A 19,550-nucleotide genomic window follows, 5' to 3' on the forward strand; every position below is an offset into this window, starting at 1 on the left:
ATGGCCGACACGGCGACCACTCCGCGCGAGCACCCCCACCTGGTGGACGGCCAGTGGGTCCCCGCACGCGACGGGCGATGGATCGACGTCGAGAGTCCCCGCAACCGCGAGGTCATCGCCCGCGTCCCGCGCGGCGGTGAGAAGGACGTGCAGGACGCGGTCGCCGCGGCCGGACGCGCCTTCCCCGGCTGGCGCGACACCGCCCCCAGGGCCAGGGGCCGCCTGCTCCAGCAGATCGCCGACACGCTGGAGCCGGAGGCCGAGCGCATCGCCCGCCTCATCTCCGAGGAGAACGGCAACGCCCTGCGCACCCAGTCGCGCGGCGAAGTGGCCTTCGCCGTCGACGTGTTCCGCTACTTCGGCTCCGTCGCAGGCGAGACCAAGGGCGAGACGATCCCGCTCGGCGCCCAGGTGCTCGACTATTCGAGGCGCGAACCGCTCGGCGTGGTCGGCGCGATCGTCCCCTGGAACGCGCCGGTCCAACTCGCCGTCATGAAGATCGCCTCAGCGCTCGCCGCAGGCAACACACTCGTGCTGAAGGCCGCGGAGGACGCGCCGCTCGCCGTCCTCGAAATCGCCCGCGCCTGCCACGCCTACCTGCCCCGGGGCGTCCTCAACGTACTCGTCGGATACGGCACGGAGGCAGGTGAGGCCCTCATCACCCACCCCGAGGTGCGCAAGCTGTCGTTCACCGGCTCCACGGCGGTCGGCCGGCGCGTCATGGGCGCGGCCGCGGAGCGCATCGTGCCCGTCTCCCTCGAACTGGGCGGCAAGAACCCGCAGATCGTCTACCCCGACGCCGACGAGGACTGGGTCGCAGCCGGTACCGTCACCGGCATGCGCTTCGTGCGCCAGGGCCAGTCCTGCACCGCCGGGTCGCGGCTGTTCGTCCACCGCTCCATCGCCGACTCCTTCGTCGAGAAGGTCGTCGCCGACCTCCGCACCCTGACGGTGGGCGACCCGCTGGACGAGGCGTCGGACATCGGCGCCATCGTCAACAGGAAGCAGTACGACCGGGTGTGCGGCTTCATTGACGAGGGCCTCGGCCACGGCGGCGCCACGGTCGCGCTCGGCGGCCGCCCGCCCGCGGAAGGGCCGCTGTCCGAGGGGTACTTCGTGGAGCCCACGGTCTTCGTCGGCGTCGACAACGAGTGGCGGATGGCGCAGGAGGAGATCTTCGGACCCGTGCTGTGCGTCATCCCCTGGGACGACGAGGACGAGGTCATCCGCATGGCCAACGACACCCACTACGGGCTCTCTGCGTTCGTGTGGACCCACGACATCGGGCGCGCGCTGCGCGCGGCCCACGCCATCGAGGCCGGCTGGGTGCAGGTGAACCAGGGCGGCGGCCAGGTGCTCGGCCAGTCCTACGGCGGCTACAAGCAGAGCGGCATCGGCCGCGAGTTCTCCCTCGAAGGCATGATCGAGGGCTTCACCCAGCGCAAGCACGTCTCCGTGGACATCAGCCGGTGAGTCGGCCACCCGGCACTCCCGCCCGGGGCGCACGCACCGCGCCTGCGGCCCGGCACCCCGCGGGCGCCCCCGGCGCCGTCGCCGAGGCGGTACGCGCCGCCCTGGCCGAGGACCCGCCGCAGGCCGACGCCGTCGACCGGGTGCACCTCGCGCGGCTCGGAGGGACCGCCGTCGTCACCCTGGCGGAGCCCGGCTCGCACAACGCGCTCACCCTGGGGAGCTGGCGGCGCCTCGAAGAGGTCTTCACGCGGCTGGCCGGGGACCGCGAGCTCCGCGCCGTCGTCGTACGCGGCGCCGGGGACCGGGCGTTCGCCGCCGGCGCCGACATCAAGGAGTTCCCGCACACCCGGCTGACGGCCGCCGACGCCACGGAGTACAACGAGTCCATCGCCCGCGCGCTGCGCGCCGTGGAGCGGCTGCCCGTGCCCGTGGTGGCCGCCGTGCGGGGGCTCGCCGTGGGCGGCGGCTGCGAACTGGCCGCGGCCTGCGACGTCCGCATCGCCACCGAGAGCGCCCGGTTCGGCATCCCCGTCGGCAGGCTCGGGGTGATCCTCGGCTACACGGAGACCACGGCGCTCGCCCGCACGATCGGCCCCGCCGCCCTCAAGTACCTGCTGTTCTCGGGCGACCTGGTGGACGCAGGGACCGCCCTCGGCCTGGGCCTCGCCCAACGGGTCGTGCCCGACGCCGAGTTCGAGGAGGCGGTAGCCGCCTTCGTGGCGGGCGTCCACCGCCAGTCCGCGGTCACCATGCGGGCGGCCAAGCTCGTGACCGGCATGCACGGAAGGCCGCTGACCGCGGCCGACAGCGAACTCCTGTCCCGGCTGACCGTCGAGGCGTACGAGGGGGACGACCTCAAGGAGGGCGTCGCCGCGTTCCGCGAGCGCAGGCCGGCCGACTTCGGCCGGGCCCGCACGCCCGGCGCCGCGTGCGCACCGCACACACCCACGCAACCGTGAAAGAGAACTGACATGGCCGCACTCGACGGAATCCGCGTCGTGGACATGAGCCGCTACCTCTCAGGGCCGACCCTGACCATGCTCCTCGCCGACCTCGGCGCCGACGTCGTCAAGATCGAACCGCTGCCGGTGGGCGATCCGGCACGCCAGTCGGGCCCCTTCCAGGACTCCGAGAGCGTCTACTACATGGCCTCCAACCGCAACAAGCGCAGCGTCGCACTCGACCTGCGCAGCGCGGACGGCATGCGGACCTGCCGCGAACTCGTGCGCACCGCAGACGTGTTCGTGCAGAACTTCAAACCCGGTACGGCCGAGCAGATGGGCCTGGGCCCCGACGACCTGCACGAGGTCAACCCCGGCCTCGTGTACGTCGGGCTCAGCGGCTTCGGCCGCCGCCCGCCCGGCTCGGAACTGCCGGGCTTCGACCAGACCGCCCAGGCCATGTCCGGCCTGATGAGCGTCACCGGCACACCCGCGACGGGCCCGCTGCGCGTGGGCATCGCCGTGGCCGACTCGGCGACCGGCGTGTTCGGCGCAGTCGGCGTCCTCGCGGCGCTCTACGAGCGCGAGCTCACCGGCGAGGGCGCGGTCGTCGAGGGCTCGCTGATGCAGTCCATGCTCACCCTGCTGTCGTACCAGGCGCAGAAGTACCTGAGCCTCGGCGTCGTACCGGGCCAGGACGGCAACGACCACCCCATCATGTTCCCCCAGGGCACCTTCCGGACCGCGGACGGCGCCATGACCCTGGCCTGCGGCAACGAGAAGATGTGGCACAGGCTGTGCGACGTGCTCGGCCTCGGGCACCTCGCAGGCGACCCGCGGTTCGCCGACAACGCAGCCCGGATGGAGAACCGCGGCGAGCTGCGCCACCTCATCGAGGAGGTGCTCGCGCGGCGCACCACCGCCGCATGGCTGGAGACCGTGGGTCGGGCAGGGGTGCCGTGCGGGCCCGTGCTGAGCGTGGACGAGGCGCTCGACCACCCCGTCACCCAGGGCCTCGGCATGGTCGCGGAGACCGAGCACTCCCTGCTCGGCGCCATGCGGGTGCTCGGCCAGCCGGTCAACGTGAGCGGCAGCGGCGAGGGCTGGCTGCGCCGCCCACCGCCGATGCTCGGAGAGCACACCAGGGAGGTGCTGACCGAGGCCGGCTACGACAGGGCCGCCGTCGACGCGCTCCTCGACTCCGGGCGCGCACGGCAGTGGACGTCCCCCTCATGAGCCCCGCCGCCACCGGTGGGCGCACCAAGGTGGCGCTGTTCGGCACCTGCCTCGCGGACACCCTCTATCCGGGGACCCTCGTCTCCGTGGTGCGGCTCCTCGAACGCCTCGGCTGCGACGTCGACTTCCCGATGGACCAGACGTGCTGCGGGCAGATGCACTACAACACCGGCTACCGGCCGCCCGCCGCACGCCTCGCAGCGGCGCTCGACACCGCGTTCGGGGAACACACCGCCGTGGTCGTCCCGTCGGGCTCCTGCGCCGCGATGGTCAGGGACATCCACCCCGGGCTCGGCGTGCCGGGGTCAGGACTGCCCGGCAAGGTCTACGAGCTCTCCGAGTTCCTCGTCGACGTGCTCCAGACGACCGACGTCGGCGCGTACTTCCCGCACCGCGTCACCTACCACCCCACCTGCCACTCGCTGCGGATGCTCGGGGTGGGGGAGCGGCCGCTGCGGCTGCTGCGGGCGGTGCGCGGCATCGAGCTGGTGGAGCTCGAAGAGGCCGCCGCCTGCTGCGGGTTCGGCGGCACCTTCGCCGTCAAGAACCACGAGACCTCGGGCGCCATGCTCGGCGACAAGATGCGCCACGTCCTCGCGACCGGCGCCGAGGTGCTGACGGCGGGCGACCGCTCCTGCCTCATGCACATCGGCGGCGGCCTGTCCCGGCTGCGCACGGGCGTGCGCACCCTGCACCTCGCCGACATCCTGGCGTCCACGGAGGAGGAGCCATGGCGCGCAACCCCGTGACCTGGCTCGGCACACCCGCCTTCCCCGAGGCCGCGCACACCGCGCTCGCCGACTCCCAGCTCCGCGCCAACCTGCGCCGCGCCACGCACACCATCAGGGACAAGCGGGCGGCCGCCGTCGCCGAACTCCCGGACTGGGAGCGGCTGCGGCGCGCCGGAGAGGCGATCAAGGACAGGACCCTCGCCCGCCTCGACACGCATCTGGAGCGGTTGGAGGCCGCGGTGACGGCGCGCGGCGGCACCGTGCACTGGGCCAGGGACGCGGCGGAGGCCAACGCCATCGTGCTCCGCATCGTCAGGGCACAGGGCGCCGACGAGGTCGTCAAGGTCAAGTCCATGGCCACGGCCGAGATCGGGCTCAACGAGGCGCTCGCCGAGGGCGGGGTCACCGCAGTGGAGACCGATCTCGCCGAGCTCATCGTGCAGTTGGGGCGCGACCGGCCGTCCCACATCCTGGTGCCCGCGATCCACCGCAACCGCGCGGAGATCCGCGACGTCTTCCGCAGGGAGATGCCGGACGCGCCCGCCGACCTGCCCGCGGAGCCGCGCGCCCTCGCCGAGGCCGCGCGGCGGCACCTGCGGCAGCGGTTCCTCGGCGCGCGGGTGGCCGTCTCCGGCGCCAACTTCGCCGTCGCGGACACCGGTTCCGTCATGGTCGTCGAGTCCGAGGGCAACGGGCGCATGTGCCTCACCCTGCCCGAGACCCTCATCACCGTGATGGGCATCGAGAAGCTGGTGCCGAGCTGGCGCGACCTCGAAGTGTTCCTGCAACTGCTGCCCCGCTCCTCGACCGCCGAGCGGATGAACCCGTACACCTCGGTGTGGAGCGGGGTCACCCCGGGCGACGGGCCCCGCGCCTTCCACCTCGTCCTGCTCGACAACGGCCGCTCCGCGACCCTCGCGGACCCCGTCGGCCGGCAGGCGCTGCGCTGCATCAGGTGCTCGGCCTGCCTGAACGTCTGCCCCGTCTACGAGCGCACCGGCGGCCAGGCGTACGGCTCCGTCTACCCCGGCCCGATCGGCGCGATCCTCACCCCGCAGCTCGTCGGCGACCCGCACGACAAGCAGGCGTCCTCGCTGCCCTACGCGTCCTCGCTGTGCGGCGCCTGCTTCGAGGCGTGCCCCGTCAGGATCGACATCCCGGCCGTCCTGACCCACCTGCGCGCCCGTGCGGTGGAGGCCAAGCCGGCCGCCGCGCCCGAGGCGCTCGCCATGGCCGCGCTCGCCCGGGTCTTCGAGCATCCGCGCGTGTACGAGAGGGCGCAGCGCGCAGGCGGCCTCCTCGGCCGCCTCGCCAGGGACGGCACGCTCAGCCGGCTGCCCTGGCCCGGCTCGCGCTGGAGCACGGCGCGCGACCTGCCCGCGCCCCCCGCCGAGTCCTTCCGCGCCTGGTGGCGGCGGCGGGAGGGCGCGTCATGAGCGGCCGGGAACCCACCGGAGCCAGGGCCGAGGTGCTCGCGCGGGTCCGTGCCGCCCTGGCGGACAGGCCCGAGCCCCCGCCCGTCCCCAGGGAGTACGACACCGCGCGGGCCCACGGCGACCTCGTGGAGCTGGCACGCGAGCGCATCGAGGACTACCGCGCCACGGTACGGCGCGTCCCGGCCGCGCGGCTCCCGCACGCCGTCGCCGACCTGCTGGCGCTGCGCGGCTCCCGCCGGGTCGTCGCGCCGCCCGGCCTGCCGCAGGAGTGGCGCTCGGGGCCGGGCGCCGCCGGCGTCACTTGGCTGCGCGACCTGCCGCCCCTGGCCCTCGCCGAGCTGGACGGCGCCGACGCCGTGCTGACGGGATGCGCCGCCGTGATCGCCGAGACGGGGACCGTCGTCCTCGACGGCGGCCCCGGCCAGGGCAGACGCGCGCTCACCCTCGTACCCGACCGGCACCTGTGCGTCGTGCGGGCCGGGCAGATCGTGGCGACCGTGCCCGAGGCCATGGCGCGGCTCTCGCCCGTGAGGCCGCTGACCTTCGTCTCCGGGCCCTCAGCGACCAGCGACATCGAACTCGAACGCGTGGAGGGCGTCCACGGCCCGCGCACGCTCGACGTCCTGCTCGTGGACGAAGGGCCCGCGGACGCCTGACCGGGCCGGATCCGCACGGTGGCACCGGGGTGGATTGTGGATCCAGGGCGTCGTCGCCGTATCATCGTCGGCAGACCCGTCCGCGCGGAAGCGCGGCCGGGACAGCCGACGCATGGGAGGCAGACAGATGTCCGGGCCGGACGCCGATTTCACCGATCGCACCGAACCCGTTCTCGGTGAGCTGCCGCCGCGCGACACGACGGCCCTCGTGCGCACGGTGCGCGACCGGCTCCGGCTGGCGATCAGCCTGGAGGAGATCCCCTCGGGCACCCGCCTCAACCAGGTCGCCGTGGCGAAGCAGCTCGGCGTGAGCCGCATGCCGGTACGCACGGCGATCAGCGAACTCGTCTCCGAGGGGCTCCTCGAAATGGTGCCGGGCGGCGGTGTCGCCGTGCGCTCGCTCACCCCGGACGACCTGCTGGACGTCTACGAGGTGCGCGAGGCGATCGAGTCGCGCGCGGTGCGCAGGGTGGCCCAGCTGCGCCCCGCCGAGGGACTCGCGCGGATCGAGCAGGTCGTCTCCACCCACAAGCCGCGCGTCACTGGCTACGGCGCCGCCGAACTCCTCGCCGCCGACCGGGAGTTCCACATGGCCGTGCTCGACGCCACCGGCAACGAGTACTTCCGCCGTGCCCTGGTGCCCGTCTGGTCCATCGTGGAGCGCGGCATGGTGCGCTCCCTGCACATCACGGACGTCTTCACCGGCGCGTGGGACGAGCACGAGGCGATCGCCAAGGCCCTGCTCGCCGGCGACGCCGACCACGGCGAGCAGCTGCTCCTGCACCACCTGCGCAATGCGTCGAGCAAGCTCGCGCAGACCATGCCGACCAGCTCGGCCGACGAGACCTGAGCAGTACGGGAGGGGGAGGCGGGCGACCGCCTCCCCCTCCGCCGTGAGCCTCTCGCGCGGTGCGCGCGGGGCGCCGCGCGAGAGGGGCGCCCTCACCCCTCCTTGAGCGGGGCGGCCGCCACCGCGGGGCCCGGTGCGGTGGCGGGCGCGGGCCGCGCGGCGAACCGCTCGACGGCCAGGGCCGCGAGCGCCCCCGCAAGCAGGAAGAACCCGAGGATGTACAGGCCGCCGCGTGCGGAACCGCCGTCGGACGCCGCTCCCACGACGATCGGCCCGATCAGCCCGCCCAGACTCCCGAAGAGGTTGACGAGGCCCGTCACGGGCCCGGCCTGCTCCGCGGGGACGAACTGCAGCGCCCACGCCCACCACGGGCCGAAGGGCGCGTACACACCGACCGCCGTGACCAGCAGGCACACCAGCTGGAGCGGCAGGGCGGCCGGCAGGGCGTGCTGGGCGAGCAGCGCGGCGGCGCCGAGGAAGAGGGCGGGGACCACGAAGTGGGCCTTCGGCCTGGTGGAGCGGTCCGCCGCACGGGAGTTGAGGAGCATGGCGGCGGCCGCGGCGGCGAACGGGATGACGGAGAGCCAGCCCACCGCCTCCATGCCGCGCGACGAGAGCTGCTTGAGCACGGTGGGCAGCCACAGGCCGAAGCTGTAGAAGCCGGTCAGCCAGAGGAAGTACACCAGGCTGCACGCCCACACCACCGGCGAGGTCAGCGGCCGCAGCACGGACTGGCGCCGCGCTGCCGGGTCGGGCGCTGCCCGGTGTTCGACGATGAAGGCGCGCTCGGCGGGGGAGAGCCGCCGGTCCTGCTCCGGGCTGTCGCGGAGGAACAGCAGGACGGCCGCGGCCAGCACGAAGGCCGGTATGCCCTGGACGATGAACATCGTCTGCCAGCTCCAGGTCTGGATGAGCCAGCCGGCCGACGGGGCCATCACCAGGGAGGAGGTGGGCAGCGCGAGCAGGGACAGACCGGCGGCGCGGGCGCGCTCGTTCACCGGGTACCAGCGGACGAACAAGACGGCGAACGCCGGCCAGACGACGCCCTCGGCGAGCCCCATGAGGACACGGGAGACGATCAGCGGTGTGACCGAGCCCGACCAGGCCTGGGCGAAGGCGGTGACGCCCCAGACCAGCAGCGAGGCCGCGATGATCCGGGTGGGGCTCGCCTTGGACGCGAGCCAGCCGCCGGGGACCTGGGTGACGACGTAGCCCCAGAAGAACGCGGACAGGATGACTCCGGTCGCGGCCCCGGTGAGGTGCAACTGCTCGGAGACGGAGGGCGCCGCGACGCTCACGTTGGCGCGCTCGGCGAATGCGGTGAAGTACACGAGGAAGAGGAGGAGGCCGGTGCGGCGCCAGCGGGCGTTCGGCACTCCGGCGGGTTTCGCGGTGTGTGGTGCGGGTCGTTCGGTGTGTGACACGGCAGTTCAGCTCCCTTGATGGGCCACCGTTCGCGGGGTTCTCGTCGACCGCTGCTGTGTTGCGCTGTATCCCTTGTGGAAAATTAACCTGTATGTATCCTGGACTCTGGATCCACGAGCGATGAAGCTAACAACGGATGCGGACGTCGTCAATGAATGCAGCCGAAAGACCTGTCGATCGTCCCAGCTCAGAGCGTCCGGCCTCGAACTCCTCGGCGGATCCGGGCCGCAGGCCCCGCTGAACCCGCCGCACCTCCCCTGGCCGAGCGGCTCCCCGCGCCGTCCGGGGCCGCTCCTCGGCGCAACACGCCCGTCACACCGGCGACTCTGCGCCCCCTTCCCGTCCCGCCGGAGCCTCCCCTCCGCCAACTCCCGCCCCACGCCCGAAGGAAAGGTGACGTACACACCGATGGCCCAGAACGCCGTGATCGACAAAACGAGGACCGTGCCGCAGGGCACCAGGCCGGCCGTGGTGGACTGCGACGTCCACCCCGTGCTCCCCTCGCCCGACGCACTCCTGCCCTACCTCGACGAGTACTGGGGCGACCAGCTGGTCGCCGCGCTGTCACCGTCGTACGAACCCAACTACCATCCGCGCGGCTCCGCGATCGCCCAGCGCCCCGACGCGGCCACCGGCCCCGACGGCCGTGCCGCGACCCGTCCCCAGGACCTGGCCGGCGACGTCTTCGCGGACGGCTTCGCCGACTTCGCGATCCTCAACTGCCTCTACGGAGTGCAGCAGATCCACCAGCCGCGCCGTGAACAGGCCCACGCCCGCGCCCTCAACTCCTGGATCGCCCGCGAGTGGCTCGACGTGGACCCGCGGCTGCGGGCCTCCATCGTGGTCCCGCAGGGCACCCCGGAGGCGGCGGCCGCCGAGATCGAGCACTGGGCCGGCGACAAGCGCTTCGTCCAGGTGCTGCTGCTCGGCCAGTCCGAGCTGCTGTACGGGCGCCAGGTCAACTGGCCCATCTGGGAAGCCGCCGAGCGCGCGGGACTGCCCGTCGCGATCCACATCGGAGGCGTGTTCCGGCAGGCCCCCACCTCGGTCGGCTGGCCCGCCACCCACCTGGAGTGGTATGTCGGCCAGCAGTCCAACCTGGAGGCGCAGCTCAGCTCCATCGTCTCCGAGGGCGTCCTGCAGAAGTTCCCCGGCACCCGGATCGTCGTGTCCGAGGTCGGCTTCAACTGGCTGCCGCCCTACCTCTGGAAGTTCGACAAGCTCTGGAAGAGCTACCGCCCCGACATCCCCTGGGTCGACCGGGCCCCCTCCGAACTGATCAGGGAACACGTCAAGTTCACCACCAGCCCGTCGGACGGCGCCGAACTCGCGGGAAACCTCGACAAGACCGTCGAGCGGATGGGCTCCGAGGAACTCCTCGTCTATTCGAGCGACTACCCCCACCGGCACCACACCGCACCCCGCGCCATCGAGGGCGGCACCCGCGACGCGGCGCTGCTCGACCGGATCTACCGGCAGAACGCGTGGGACCTGTACCAGCTCTCTGTCCCCACCGCAGGAGAGGCGGCCTGAAACATGACCATCCTCGAACACCCCGCCACCCTCGGCAGGCCCGTGGTCGACACCGGCATCGTCGACGTGGACATCCACCCCGTCCCGCTCCCGGGCGCCATCGACTCCTACCTGCCGAAACGCTGGCGCACGCATGTGCGCGCCTACGGGTCCCGCACCACCAACGGCCTCCAGAACAACGGCGAATACCCGCAGATGTACGGCGGCGCGATGCGCGCGGACGCCTGGCCGGAGACCGGCTACCCGGGCTCCAGCCTCGCACTCATCCGCGATCAGCTGCTCGACCTGCACAACGTGCAGCTCGGTGTGCTCCAGTGCATCGCCCCCGGCGGCCAGACCCTCAACCCGGCGAGCCAGGCGCTCAACCAGGAGCTCGCCCACGCCCTCGTGCGCGCCATCAACGACTGGCAGCTCGAACACCTCGTCTACCCCGAGCCCCGGCTGCGCGCGGCCATCCCGGTCCCGTTCGAGACCGCGGAGTACGCCGTCGCGGAGATCGAGCGCGTCGGCTCGGACCCCGGGGTCGTCGCGGTGCTCGGACTGAGCAAGACCCTGGAGCCGCTGGGCAACCGGCGCTACTGGCCGATCTACGAGGCCGCCGTCGCGCAGGGGCTGCCGATCCAGTTCCACCTCTCGCAGGGCGGCGGCAACCCCAACACGGGCACCGGCTGGACCTCGTACCACACCGAGTACCACGTCGGGCACGTCCAGAGCTTCCAGTCGCAGATCCTCAGCCTGATCCTGAGCGGCACCTTCGACCGGTTCCCCGACCTGAAGGTGATGTTCGTCGAGGGCAACGTGGCCCACTTCGTGCCCCTCGTGCAGCGCCTCGACTACCACTGGGCGAACCTGCGCAGCGAGGTCCCCGACCTCCAGCGCCGCCCGTCCGAGTACGTACGCGACCACGTATGGGCGTCCACCCAGCCGATCGACGAGCCCGAGAACCCGAAACACCTCGCGGAACTGATCGAGGAGTTCTGCCCCGAGAACGTGCTGTTCGCCTCGGACTACCCGCACTTCGACTTCGACTCGCCGGAGACGGTCTTCCCGCACAGCTTCCCCGAAGCGCTGCGGACCAAGGTGCTGCGCACCAACGGACAGCGCTTCTTCGGCCTGGAGGTCACGGACTGATGACCAGGTACGTGGTGGCCACGTCCGCCGAGATCGGCGAGGGCGAGCGGAAGATCGTCGAGCTGGAGGGCCGCTCCATCGGCGTGTTCAACGTCGAGGGCGAGTACTACGCCCTGCTCAACCAGTGCCCGCACGCGGGCGCCGAACTCTGCGCCTACGGCACGGTGTTCGGTGTGTCGAAGGCCGAGGTGCCCGACGGTTCGATCGCCTACGAGCGCGGCCGCTCCCTGCGCTGCCCCTGGCACCAGTGGGAGTACGACATCAGGACGGGGGAGTCCTGGTACGACCCGCGCAGCACCCGCGTGCGCAGGTACGAGGTCGAGGTCGTCCCCGGATCCCCCGAGGACGTCGTCGACCCCGAGGGCGGACCCCAGAAGGGCCCCTACGTGATGGAGGGTTACGCCGTCACGTTGGAGGGCGACCTGGTCGTCGTCGACACCAGCAGGCGCAGGCCGGGCACCCGGCAGCACCGGGAGCGCACCCCGGGCGAGGGGAGCGGCGGGCCGGGCGCCCCGGCCCCCCACGCCGAAGCCGGCCGCGCCTAGCCGCCCAGCGGCCCCACCCACCCCTGCCGGGCCGGCGCGCGGCGCCGACCGCACCGGCGTCCCCGGCCCGGCAGGGCGCCCCGCACCCCTCTCACGTACGGATGGCACCGATGGCACACGCGAAAACAACCGCCACGTCCGCCCTGGCCGAGACCCGGACGGTGGTGACCGGCATCGACGTCGAGGCCGACGGTGTGGTCTCCGTCCGGCTGGCCGCGGCCGACGGCGGCCCGCTCCCCGCGTGGGAGCCGGGCGCCCACATCGACCTCCTGCTGTCGCCCGGCATGGAGCGGCAGTACTCGCTGTGCGGCGACCCGCAGGACACCCGCAGCTGGCGGGTCGCCGTGCTCCGGGAGCCGGAGAGCCGCGGCGGCTCCCAGTACGTGCACGAGAAGCTCGCCGTCGGCGACCACCTCACCTGCCGCGGGCCGCGCAACAACTTCCCCCTGGCCGAGGCGGGCGCGTACCTGTTCGTGGCCGGCGGGATCGGTATCACACCCATCCTCCCCATGATCGCGGCCTGCGCGGCCGCGGGACGGCCCTGGCGCCTCGTCTACGGCGGACGCGCCGCCGCCTCCATGGCCTTCACCGGGCGCCTCGCCGGGTACGGCGGGCAGGTGGACCTCTGGCCCCAGGACACCCGGGGACTCATCGACCTGGGCACACTGCTCGGCGAGGCGCGCGAGGACACGGCCGTGTACTGCTGCGGCCCCGGCCCGCTGCTCGACGCCGTCCAGGCGGCCTGCGCCCACTGGCCCGAGGGCGCCCTGCACGTCGAGCGCTTCCGGCCGAGGGCGGGCGCGCTCGCCGGACGGAACACACCCTTCCAGGTGGTGCTCGAGGAGTCGGGACTCGAACTGACCGTGCCCGCCGACCGCAGTGTGGTCGAGGTGCTCGAAGAGGCCGGTGTGTCCGTGCCCACCTCGTGCCGTGAGGGCACCTGCGGCACCTGCGAGACCGTCGTGCTCGAAGGCACCCCCGACCACCGCGACTCCTTCCTCACACCGCAGGAGAAGGACGCGGGCGAGGTCATGATGGTGTGCTGCTCACGCGCCGTCAGCGACGTCCTGGTCCTCGACCTCTGAGCGCCTCCGTACCGGCGGAAAGGAGCGGGACCTGCGATGGGGACGGAGAGCGGCGGCCCGGGGGCCGACACGGTGCCGGAACCCGGGACGGGCGGGCCCGGGCGCCCAGGGGCGCGCGCCCGCCGGCGCGGCGGCCGGCCCGGCACCCTGCCGGCGGTCCTCGGACCGGCGTTCGTCGCGTCGGTCGCCTACCTCGACCCGGGCAACTACGCGACCAACATCCAGGCGGGCGCCCGGTACGGCTACCTCCTGCTGTGGGTCGTCCTCTGCGCGGGCCTGTGCGCGATGCCCGTGCAGTACCTGTCGGCGAAGCTCGGCACCGTCACCGGCCGCACCCTGCCGGAACTGGTACGCGCCCACTACCCGCGCCCCGTGGCGCACGGCCTGTGGATCCAGGCCGAGGCGATGGCGATGGCCACCGACGTCGCCGAGTTCCTCGGCGCCGCCATCGGCCTGCACCTGCTGCTCGGCGTGCCCGTGTTCCCCGCGGGGCTCCTCACCGGTGCCGTGGCGCTCGGCCTGCTCGCGCTCCAGTCCCGGGGCCGGCGCGCGTTCGAAGGCGGCATCGTCGCCCTGCTCGCCGTGGTCTTCGCCGGCTTCGCCTACGAGGTCGCCCGCGTGCGCCCCCCGGCCTCCGGCGTGCTGCACGGGCTGCTGCCGTCCCTGAGCGGCGGCGACTCGGTGTACCTCGCGGTGGGCATCGTCGGCGCGACCGTCATGCCGCACGCCGTGTACCTGCACTCGGGGCTCACGGCCGCCAGGTCGGCCGCGCTGCGCGGCACGCCGACCGCGCGGGTGCTGCGCGGCGAGCGCGTGGACGTGCTCGTGGCGCTTGGGCTCGCGGGAGTCGCCAACATGGCGATGCTCGCCGTCGCCGCGCGCCTCTTCCACGTACCGGGGCTCGAAAGGATCACCGACATCGAGGCGGCGCACCACGCGATCGGCGGCCTCCTCGGCCCGGCGGCCGCGGCCGTGTTCGCCGTCGCGCTGCTGGCCTCCGGCCTCTCCTCCGCCGGAGTGGGGACGTACGCGGGACAGGTCGTCCTCTCGGGCTTCACCGGGCTGCGGCTGTCTCCCCGGATCCGGCGCCTGGCCACCATGGTGCCCGCCCTCGCGGTCCTGGCCTCGGGCGCCGACGCGACCGCCGTGCTCGTGCTGAGCCAGGTCGTCCTGTCCTTCGGCATCCCCTTCGCGCTCGTCCCCCTCGTCCTGCTGACCTCGCGCCGGGACGTGATGGGACCCTACGCGAGCAGAGCGGTGGCCAAGACCGCGGCCTGGGCCGTGGTCTGCCTGGTCAGCGCGCTGAACGTCTTCCTGATCGCACGGCAGTGGGCAGGCGGCTGACCGCCGCAGGCCCGCACAACGACCCGAGCACCCCCACCCACACAGACGGAGGCCGGCGGCAGTGCGCCGACCCGACGAACGGCGGAACCCATGGAGCGAGACGTGACCTGCGGCCACGGCACACGGGAGGTCCCGGCGGCCGAGCGCGCGTACAGCGAGACGAAGGAGCTGGTGCTCAACGGGGAGTTCCCCGGCGGACACTTCCTGACCGAGGGCGACATCGCGGAACGGCTCGGCATGAGCCGCACACCGGTGCGCGAGGCGTTCATCAGGCTGCGCACGGAGGGGCTGTTGAGGCTGATGCCCCGGCGCGGCGCCGTCGTCGTCCCCGTGCGGCGCGGGGAGGCCGAGGACGTCCTCGACGCGCGCGAGGCGGTCGAGACCGCGGCGGTGCGCAGGCTGGGCGGCAGGCCCGACGACATCCCGCGCGTCGTCCAGCAGCTGCGCGCCGCCCTGGAGGCGCAGCGCGCCCAGGCAGGGACCGGGGACCTGGAGAGGTTCCTCCAGGCCGACGAGGCGTTCCACCGGCTGATCGTCGGCGCGGGCCGCAACGCGCTGCTGATCGACTTCTACGCGACCCTGGCCGACCGGCAGCGCCGCATGAGCATCCACGCGCTGGGCCCGGGGCCCGAGCAGTTCCCTCCCGTGCTGCGTGAGCACGAGGAGCTGATCCGGATCATCGAGTCCTCCGAGCACGAGGCGTTCGCGCCCGCGCTCCGCGCCCACCTCGACTGGGCGTACCGCCACTGACGGGGGCGGGGCACCTGCGGGGTACGGGCCGGGGCGCGGATCAGGTGCGCTGGAAGAACTCCACTTCGGCGAGGGCCAGATGGCGGCCGCGGGTCAGGCCGACGGGGCCGTTCAGCGTGAGGCGGATCCGTGTGACGTCGCTGATGCCCTCCTGCGTGGGCTGCGAGCCCGGCTTGTCGCTCAGGCTGAGCCGCTGGTGCTCGGTGTGTCCGCCGCTCGTCGTCACCTCCGCGTCGATCTCCAGTGCGCGCCCCTGGGCGGCGTACTCCTGGGCCGAGGCGGAGGCGCCGTTGGTGATGATCAGGTCCACCAGGCGGAACGGCTTGGCGAAGGTGTACGTGATGGAAGCGCCCGCCGAGGGCGCCCCCCAGTAGCGGTTGTTCAGTCCGTCGACGGTGTCGTCCGCCGGGTGCCCCGGCAGCTGGGCGGTGGCTTTGACGGTGGATGGGGACACGGCCTTGGCCCCGCCGAGCTTGTCCCTGGTGTCCTCGAACAGCCCGCGTCCCGCGGGCAGCAGGAGGACGGCCGCCGCGGCCAGGACGAGGACGACGGCCAGGATCACCAGCGCCCGCACCAGCCGGCCCGAGCCCGCACGGGCGCGCCGCCGCCGCAGCGGCCACACCCGGCGCCACCACGGCAGGGACGCGGGTGCCGCTTCCGGTACGAGGCGGGCGGCGCAGCGGCGGCAGAAGCGGCGGCCCGGCTGGTTGAGGGTGCCGCACACCGGGCACGGCGTACCGGACACGTCGTCCTCCGCGGGGAGGGGGCGCACCACGGGGCGCGGCGCCACCGCCTTGGCGGGCTTCACCGGCTGCGGGCCCGCGTCGGCTCCAGGAGGCGCGGGGCGAACTCCTCCGCGGGGGCCTGCGGGTGACGGCACGTCACCTGTGGATTCCGGGGCGCGCGGCGGACGCGCGGGCACGGGTGGGCGCGCCGCACCGGCGGCCGGGCTTCCGGACGCCGGAGGCGGAGCCGCGGCCGGGCCGTCCGGGCGCGGCGGCGCAGGCGGGCCGGACGGCCGCGGCGGCGCGCCGGGGGGTGCGTCAGGGCGCGGCGGTGTGCCGGAGGACGCCGTGGGCGGACGGTCGGGGCGCGGTGGTGTGGCGTCCTGGCGCGGTGGCGTGCCGGACGGACGCGCGGCCCCGGCGCCCCGGCGCGCTCCCGGTGCGCGGTCCGCGTCCGCGCGCGGCGGCGCGGCGGCCCGGCGCCCGGCGTCCGTGCGCGAGGACGCGCCGGACGGGCGTTCCGGCTCCGTGTCCTCGCGCGCCCGCGCGCCGGACGGGCCTGCGGCGCCCGCGGGCGGGGGCGCCTCCGCAGGGCCGGGTCCTTCGGCCGCCGCCCCGGGCGCGGGGTCCCGGGCCGGGGCGGCGGCCGCACGCCGCGACCTGCCGCCAGGCGACTCGTCCGACCAGCCGAGGTAACTCCCGCAGTTGCCGCAGAAGTCGTCCGTCTCCCCGTTGGACGCCCCGCAGACAGGGCACTCGCGCATGGCTCACCTTCCGTCATCGACGGGCGGTCCCGGCAGGACCTCCACCCGGAACGCCGTGTGCACCGGGCACAGCGCCCGGACCAGTTCGCCGACCCGGTCGGCCTCGACGCTCTCCGCGCGGTCGGGCCAGACCCGGACGAGCACCTCGTCGGTCTCCGGCGCGGGCGGCAGCGCGGCGCCGGCCGTGCGCGACCAGGTGGCGGCGCCGCCCTCGGCGACGTCCGCGCCGACGCCGAGCACCAGCCGCAGCGCCTCCGTGAGACCGCGGGCCGTCCCGCGCCGCCGGTGCAGTTCGAGCGCCCGCACCGCCGCCTCGCGCCGCAGTTCGAGCGGCCTGCGCGGATCGTCGGAGCCGCCCACCCACGAGGCGAGCCATGCGACGAAGTCGGCAGGCGCGATGCGGGGATCGAAGTACGCGGGCAGGTTGTCGAGCGTCGCGAACACCGGCGCGAGCACCGTGTCGAGCCCGGCGGTGAACCGCTGCGCGAAGTCGTCCTCCGCGTACAGCGCAGGGAGCTGCCCGCCGATGGGGTACCGGCTCGGCAGCCCGGGTACCGCGGCCCTGCTCATGCGCCGTCCCCCGACTCCGCAGCGGTGACCACCACTTGGTGCTGGTACGAGAAGACCAGCGTGCCCGCGCCGACGTCGACGCGGTCGACCGGCGCACCGCGCCGCCCGCTGACCGGGTCGGCGGCGAACATCCTGATGTCCTCCACCAGCACGTCCCCGACGGCGCGTTGCAGCACCCCGAACACCTCCCCGTACTGCACGGGGCGCCCGAACGGCCACCCCGTGCCGTCCGCCCCGCCGTGCAGCGGGTTGAGATGGCGGAACAGCGCGGCGAGCGCCGCCTCCCTGACCCGGTCGGCGTCCCCGGCGGGCGCGACGAGCCGGGCGACGACGGTGACGCCCTGGTACACGGGCGGTTCCACGACGAGCCTCGTGCCGATCAGCCGCCGCTCGTCGAGGGCCGCCGCGATCGCGGCGAGCACCTGGTCCGAGGGGATCAACTGCTCGAAGCGCAGCCGGTCGTCGCCCTCGTCGGCGACCGCGTCCGGCACGACGAGGACCCGGACGGCGCCGGGTTCGTCGGCGGCCGGCAGGCAGCGGACCCTGCGCACCGAGGGTGCCGCGCGGCGGGCGATGATCTCGTAGTCCTCCGCGGTCACCGCGCGCTCCTGCATCCGCAGCGCCTGCGGCGCCCGCAGCTTCGCGTTGTCGACGGTCTCGCCCGCGACGCCGCCCTGCGCCGCCTCCCGGTTGCCGACCCGCGCCACGTACGGCACGGAGCTGCGCAGCACGTTGACCGCGCCCCGCGCGACATTGCCCGCGGGGCCGCCGCCCGTGCGGTAGCGCGCGACCCGCACCTGGGCGCCCTTCGGTGGCACGTCCCCGCACACCCGCAGCGTGCCGTCGGCCTCGCGCAGCGCAGGCGGGAAGGTGAACTCGCCCGTGGCGGGGTTCACATGGACGTGCCGGTCGCCGGGGCCCGAGCGCCCGAAGTGGTCCACGACGCGCCACCGCTGCCATCCCTCGGGCGAGGACACCTCCACCACCGGGGGCTCGCCGTCGAGCAGCACCGGGGGCCGCTCCAGCCGGAACACCTGCCCCGGCACGCCCTCCGACGTGCCGAGCGGCACGTCCACCACCGTCTCGGCGTGCTCCACCGTCATCGTGCCGCCCACGGTGAACACCGCCGCCTCCCGCACCGTCGGCGACTCGGAGTAGAACGGCTGGCCCGGCTCGGGCTCGACGACCCGGCAGCGCAGCCAGCCCGCGCGGATACCGCCGATCACCGAGGCGGTGTGCCCCGCAGGTATGTGCACGATGACCTCGCCCGGCCGGTTCAGGCCGCCGGTGGAGTCCTCGCCCGTCTCGCACCGCTGCCAGCGCCCGCCGTCCCACGCCTCCCACACAAGCGGCGGCTGCCTGGGGTCGACGCCGACGCCCTCGACGCGGCTGTCGAGGCGCACCGCGACGATGCAGCGCGGCGCGGCGGTCGGCAGCCCGAACAGCAGCGCGTCGCCCGGCTCCGGGGCAGTCTGGAAGCACGGCACGTCAGCGCCGTCCGCGAGCGCCCCGGTCCTGTCGGTCTGCTCGCCGCGGTGCGGCGCGGTCACCAGGCGCGTCAACTCACTGGGCACGATGTCCAGTGCGCCGGTGGTCGCGAACACCACCGCCTCCTCGTCCTCCCCGGCCGCCGTGGTGACCTCGGTGCCCGCGGCCAGCGCCACCGTGTCCGGCTGCGGGGCCGAGAGCCAGAAGTCCACCTCTGCGCCCGCGGCCGCGGGCGGGAACAGCTCGATGCCCAACAGGTCGAGGAACGCGAGGTAGTTCTTGTCCGGGACGCGGTTGAGCCGGTACAGCAGCTGGTCCACGAGGTACGCGAACGTCTCGATCAGGGTGACACCGGGGTCCGACACGTTGTGGTCGGTCCACTCGGGTGCGCGCTGCTGCACGTACCGCTTCGCCTCGTCGACGAGCTGCTGGAAGCGCCGGTCGTCCAGATTGGGGGAGGGCAGGGCCATCAGTCGCCCACCGCTTCCTCGGTCCCCTCGTCCGAGGGGATCGTGTAGAAGGGGAACACCAGGTTGCGCCGGTCGTTGGTGGTGCGCACGGTGTAGCGCACGTCGATGTAGAGCGTGCCCGCGTCCACCGAGTCGAAGGCGACGACGACGTCGTCCACGGCGATCCGCGGCTCCCACCGCTCCAGCGCCTCGCGCACCTGCTGCGCGACCCGCCCCGCGGTGGCGCCGTCGCCGGGCGCGAAGACGTAGTCGTGGATGCCGCAGCCGAACTCCGGCCGCATCGGCCGCTCGCCGGGCGCCGTGCCGAGCACCAGCCGGATCGCCTCCTCGATCTCCCGGGCCCGCTCGACCATGGCGATGCCCCCGGTCGGCCCGACACGCATCGGGAACGCCCAGC

At 73.9% G+C, this 19,550-nt stretch carries 18 protein-coding genes; 13 read left to right on the forward strand and 5 right to left on the reverse strand.

The window, feature by feature from the left end:
• From AB0910_RS10945 to AB0910_RS10975, 7 genes are all read left to right on the forward strand, one after another.
• Entirely contained in the window at positions 1–1,473 is a 1,473-nt protein-coding gene (locus tag AB0910_RS10945) for an aldehyde dehydrogenase family protein (protein ID WP_366744230.1), read from the forward strand.
• On the forward strand, positions 1,470–2,432 hold the full coding sequence (locus tag AB0910_RS10950) for an enoyl-CoA hydratase-related protein (protein ID WP_366744231.1): 963 nt from the start codon (positions 1,470–1,472) through the stop codon (positions 2,430–2,432). Before AB0910_RS10945 ends, AB0910_RS10950 begins: the two co-directional genes overlap by 4 nt.
• Before the next feature lie 12 nt (positions 2,433–2,444).
• Positions 2,445–3,650, forward strand: coding sequence for a CoA transferase (locus tag AB0910_RS10955; protein ID WP_366744232.1), 1,206 nt, complete (start codon positions 2,445–2,447; stop codon positions 3,648–3,650).
• Positions 3,647–4,399, forward strand: coding sequence for a (Fe-S)-binding protein (locus AB0910_RS10960; RefSeq protein WP_366744233.1), 753 nt, complete (start codon positions 3,647–3,649; stop codon positions 4,397–4,399). Before AB0910_RS10955 ends, AB0910_RS10960 begins: the two co-directional genes overlap by 4 nt.
• On the forward strand, positions 4,381–5,817 hold the full coding sequence (locus AB0910_RS10965; RefSeq protein ID WP_366744234.1) for a lactate utilization protein B: 1,437 nt from the start codon (positions 4,381–4,383) through the stop codon (positions 5,815–5,817). The genes AB0910_RS10960 and AB0910_RS10965 overlap by 19 nt, the downstream gene beginning before the upstream one ends.
• A complete protein-coding gene (locus AB0910_RS10970; protein WP_366744235.1) occupies positions 5,814–6,473 on the forward strand; it encodes an LUD domain-containing protein in 660 nt (219 codons plus the stop codon). Before AB0910_RS10965 ends, AB0910_RS10970 begins: the two co-directional genes overlap by 4 nt.
• 127 nt (positions 6,474–6,600) lie before the next feature.
• The gene (locus AB0910_RS10975; RefSeq protein WP_366744236.1) at positions 6,601–7,323 is read left to right on the forward strand and encodes a GntR family transcriptional regulator; all 723 of its coding nucleotides are present in this window, start codon (positions 6,601–6,603) and stop codon (positions 7,321–7,323) included.
• Positions 7,324–7,415: 92 nt separating this feature from the next.
• On the opposite strand, the gene AB0910_RS10980 is transcribed toward AB0910_RS10975, so the two are convergent.
• Entirely contained in the window at positions 7,416–8,699 is a 1,284-nt protein-coding gene (locus AB0910_RS10980) for an MFS transporter (RefSeq protein ID WP_366744237.1), read from the reverse strand.
• A gap of 442 nt (positions 8,700–9,141) precedes the next feature.
• Here AB0910_RS10980 and AB0910_RS10985 point away from each other — a divergent pair, with 442 nt between their 5' ends.
• The 6 genes from AB0910_RS10985 (at position 9,142) to AB0910_RS11010 (ending at position 15,136) form a co-directional block, all read left to right on the forward strand.
• Positions 9,142–10,281 carry an amidohydrolase family protein gene (locus AB0910_RS10985; protein ID WP_366744238.1) on the forward strand — a complete coding sequence of 380 codons (1,140 nt, stop codon included), beginning with the start codon at positions 9,142–9,144 and terminating at the stop codon, positions 10,279–10,281.
• Positions 10,282–10,284: 3 nt separating this feature from the next.
• Complete coding sequence (locus tag AB0910_RS10990) at positions 10,285–11,412, forward strand: amidohydrolase family protein (protein ID WP_366744239.1); 1,128 nt, start codon at positions 10,285–10,287, stop codon at positions 11,410–11,412.
• The gene (locus AB0910_RS10995) at positions 11,412–11,957 is read left to right on the forward strand and encodes a Rieske (2Fe-2S) protein (protein ID WP_366744240.1); all 546 of its coding nucleotides are present in this window, start codon (positions 11,412–11,414) and stop codon (positions 11,955–11,957) included. The genes AB0910_RS10990 and AB0910_RS10995 overlap by 1 nt, the downstream gene beginning before the upstream one ends.
• Positions 11,958–12,067: 110 nt before the next feature.
• Positions 12,068–13,042 (forward strand): PDR/VanB family oxidoreductase, encoded by a 975-nt coding sequence (locus tag AB0910_RS11000; RefSeq protein ID WP_366744241.1) that lies wholly within the window; start codon positions 12,068–12,070, stop codon positions 13,040–13,042.
• 36 nt (positions 13,043–13,078) lie between these two features.
• Entirely contained in the window at positions 13,079–14,386 is a 1,308-nt protein-coding gene (locus AB0910_RS11005; protein WP_366744242.1) for an Nramp family divalent metal transporter, read from the forward strand.
• A gap of 90 nt (positions 14,387–14,476) precedes the next feature.
• On the forward strand, positions 14,477–15,136 hold the full coding sequence (locus tag AB0910_RS11010) for a GntR family transcriptional regulator (protein ID WP_366744243.1): 660 nt from the start codon (positions 14,477–14,479) through the stop codon (positions 15,134–15,136).
• A 40-nt stretch (positions 15,137–15,176) separates the two neighbouring features.
• On the opposite strand, the gene AB0910_RS11015 is transcribed toward AB0910_RS11010, so the two are convergent.
• From AB0910_RS11015 to AB0910_RS11030, 4 genes are all read right to left on the reverse strand, one after another.
• Positions 15,177–15,881 carry a zinc ribbon domain-containing protein gene (locus AB0910_RS11015; protein ID WP_366744244.1) on the reverse strand — a complete coding sequence of 235 codons (705 nt, stop codon included), beginning with the start codon at positions 15,879–15,881 and terminating at the stop codon, positions 15,177–15,179.
• Positions 15,882–16,628: 747 nt separating this feature from the next.
• Positions 16,629–17,195 (reverse strand): phage tail protein, encoded by a 567-nt coding sequence (locus AB0910_RS11020; RefSeq protein WP_366744245.1) that lies wholly within the window; start codon positions 17,193–17,195, stop codon positions 16,629–16,631.
• Positions 17,192–19,153 carry a putative baseplate assembly protein gene (locus AB0910_RS11025; protein ID WP_366744246.1) on the reverse strand — a complete coding sequence of 654 codons (1,962 nt, stop codon included), beginning with the start codon at positions 19,151–19,153 and terminating at the stop codon, positions 17,192–17,194. Before AB0910_RS11025 ends, AB0910_RS11020 begins: the two co-directional genes overlap by 4 nt.
• Entirely contained in the window at positions 19,153–19,536 is a 384-nt protein-coding gene (locus AB0910_RS11030) for a GPW/gp25 family protein (protein ID WP_366744302.1), read from the reverse strand. Before AB0910_RS11030 ends, AB0910_RS11025 begins: the two co-directional genes overlap by 1 nt.
• Positions 19,537–19,550: the final 14 nt, after the last annotated feature.

The sequence above is a fragment of the Streptomyces sp. NPDC047002 genome, from assembly GCF_040704505.1.
GTDB lineage: Bacteria > Actinomycetota > Actinomycetes > Streptomycetales > Streptomycetaceae > Streptomyces.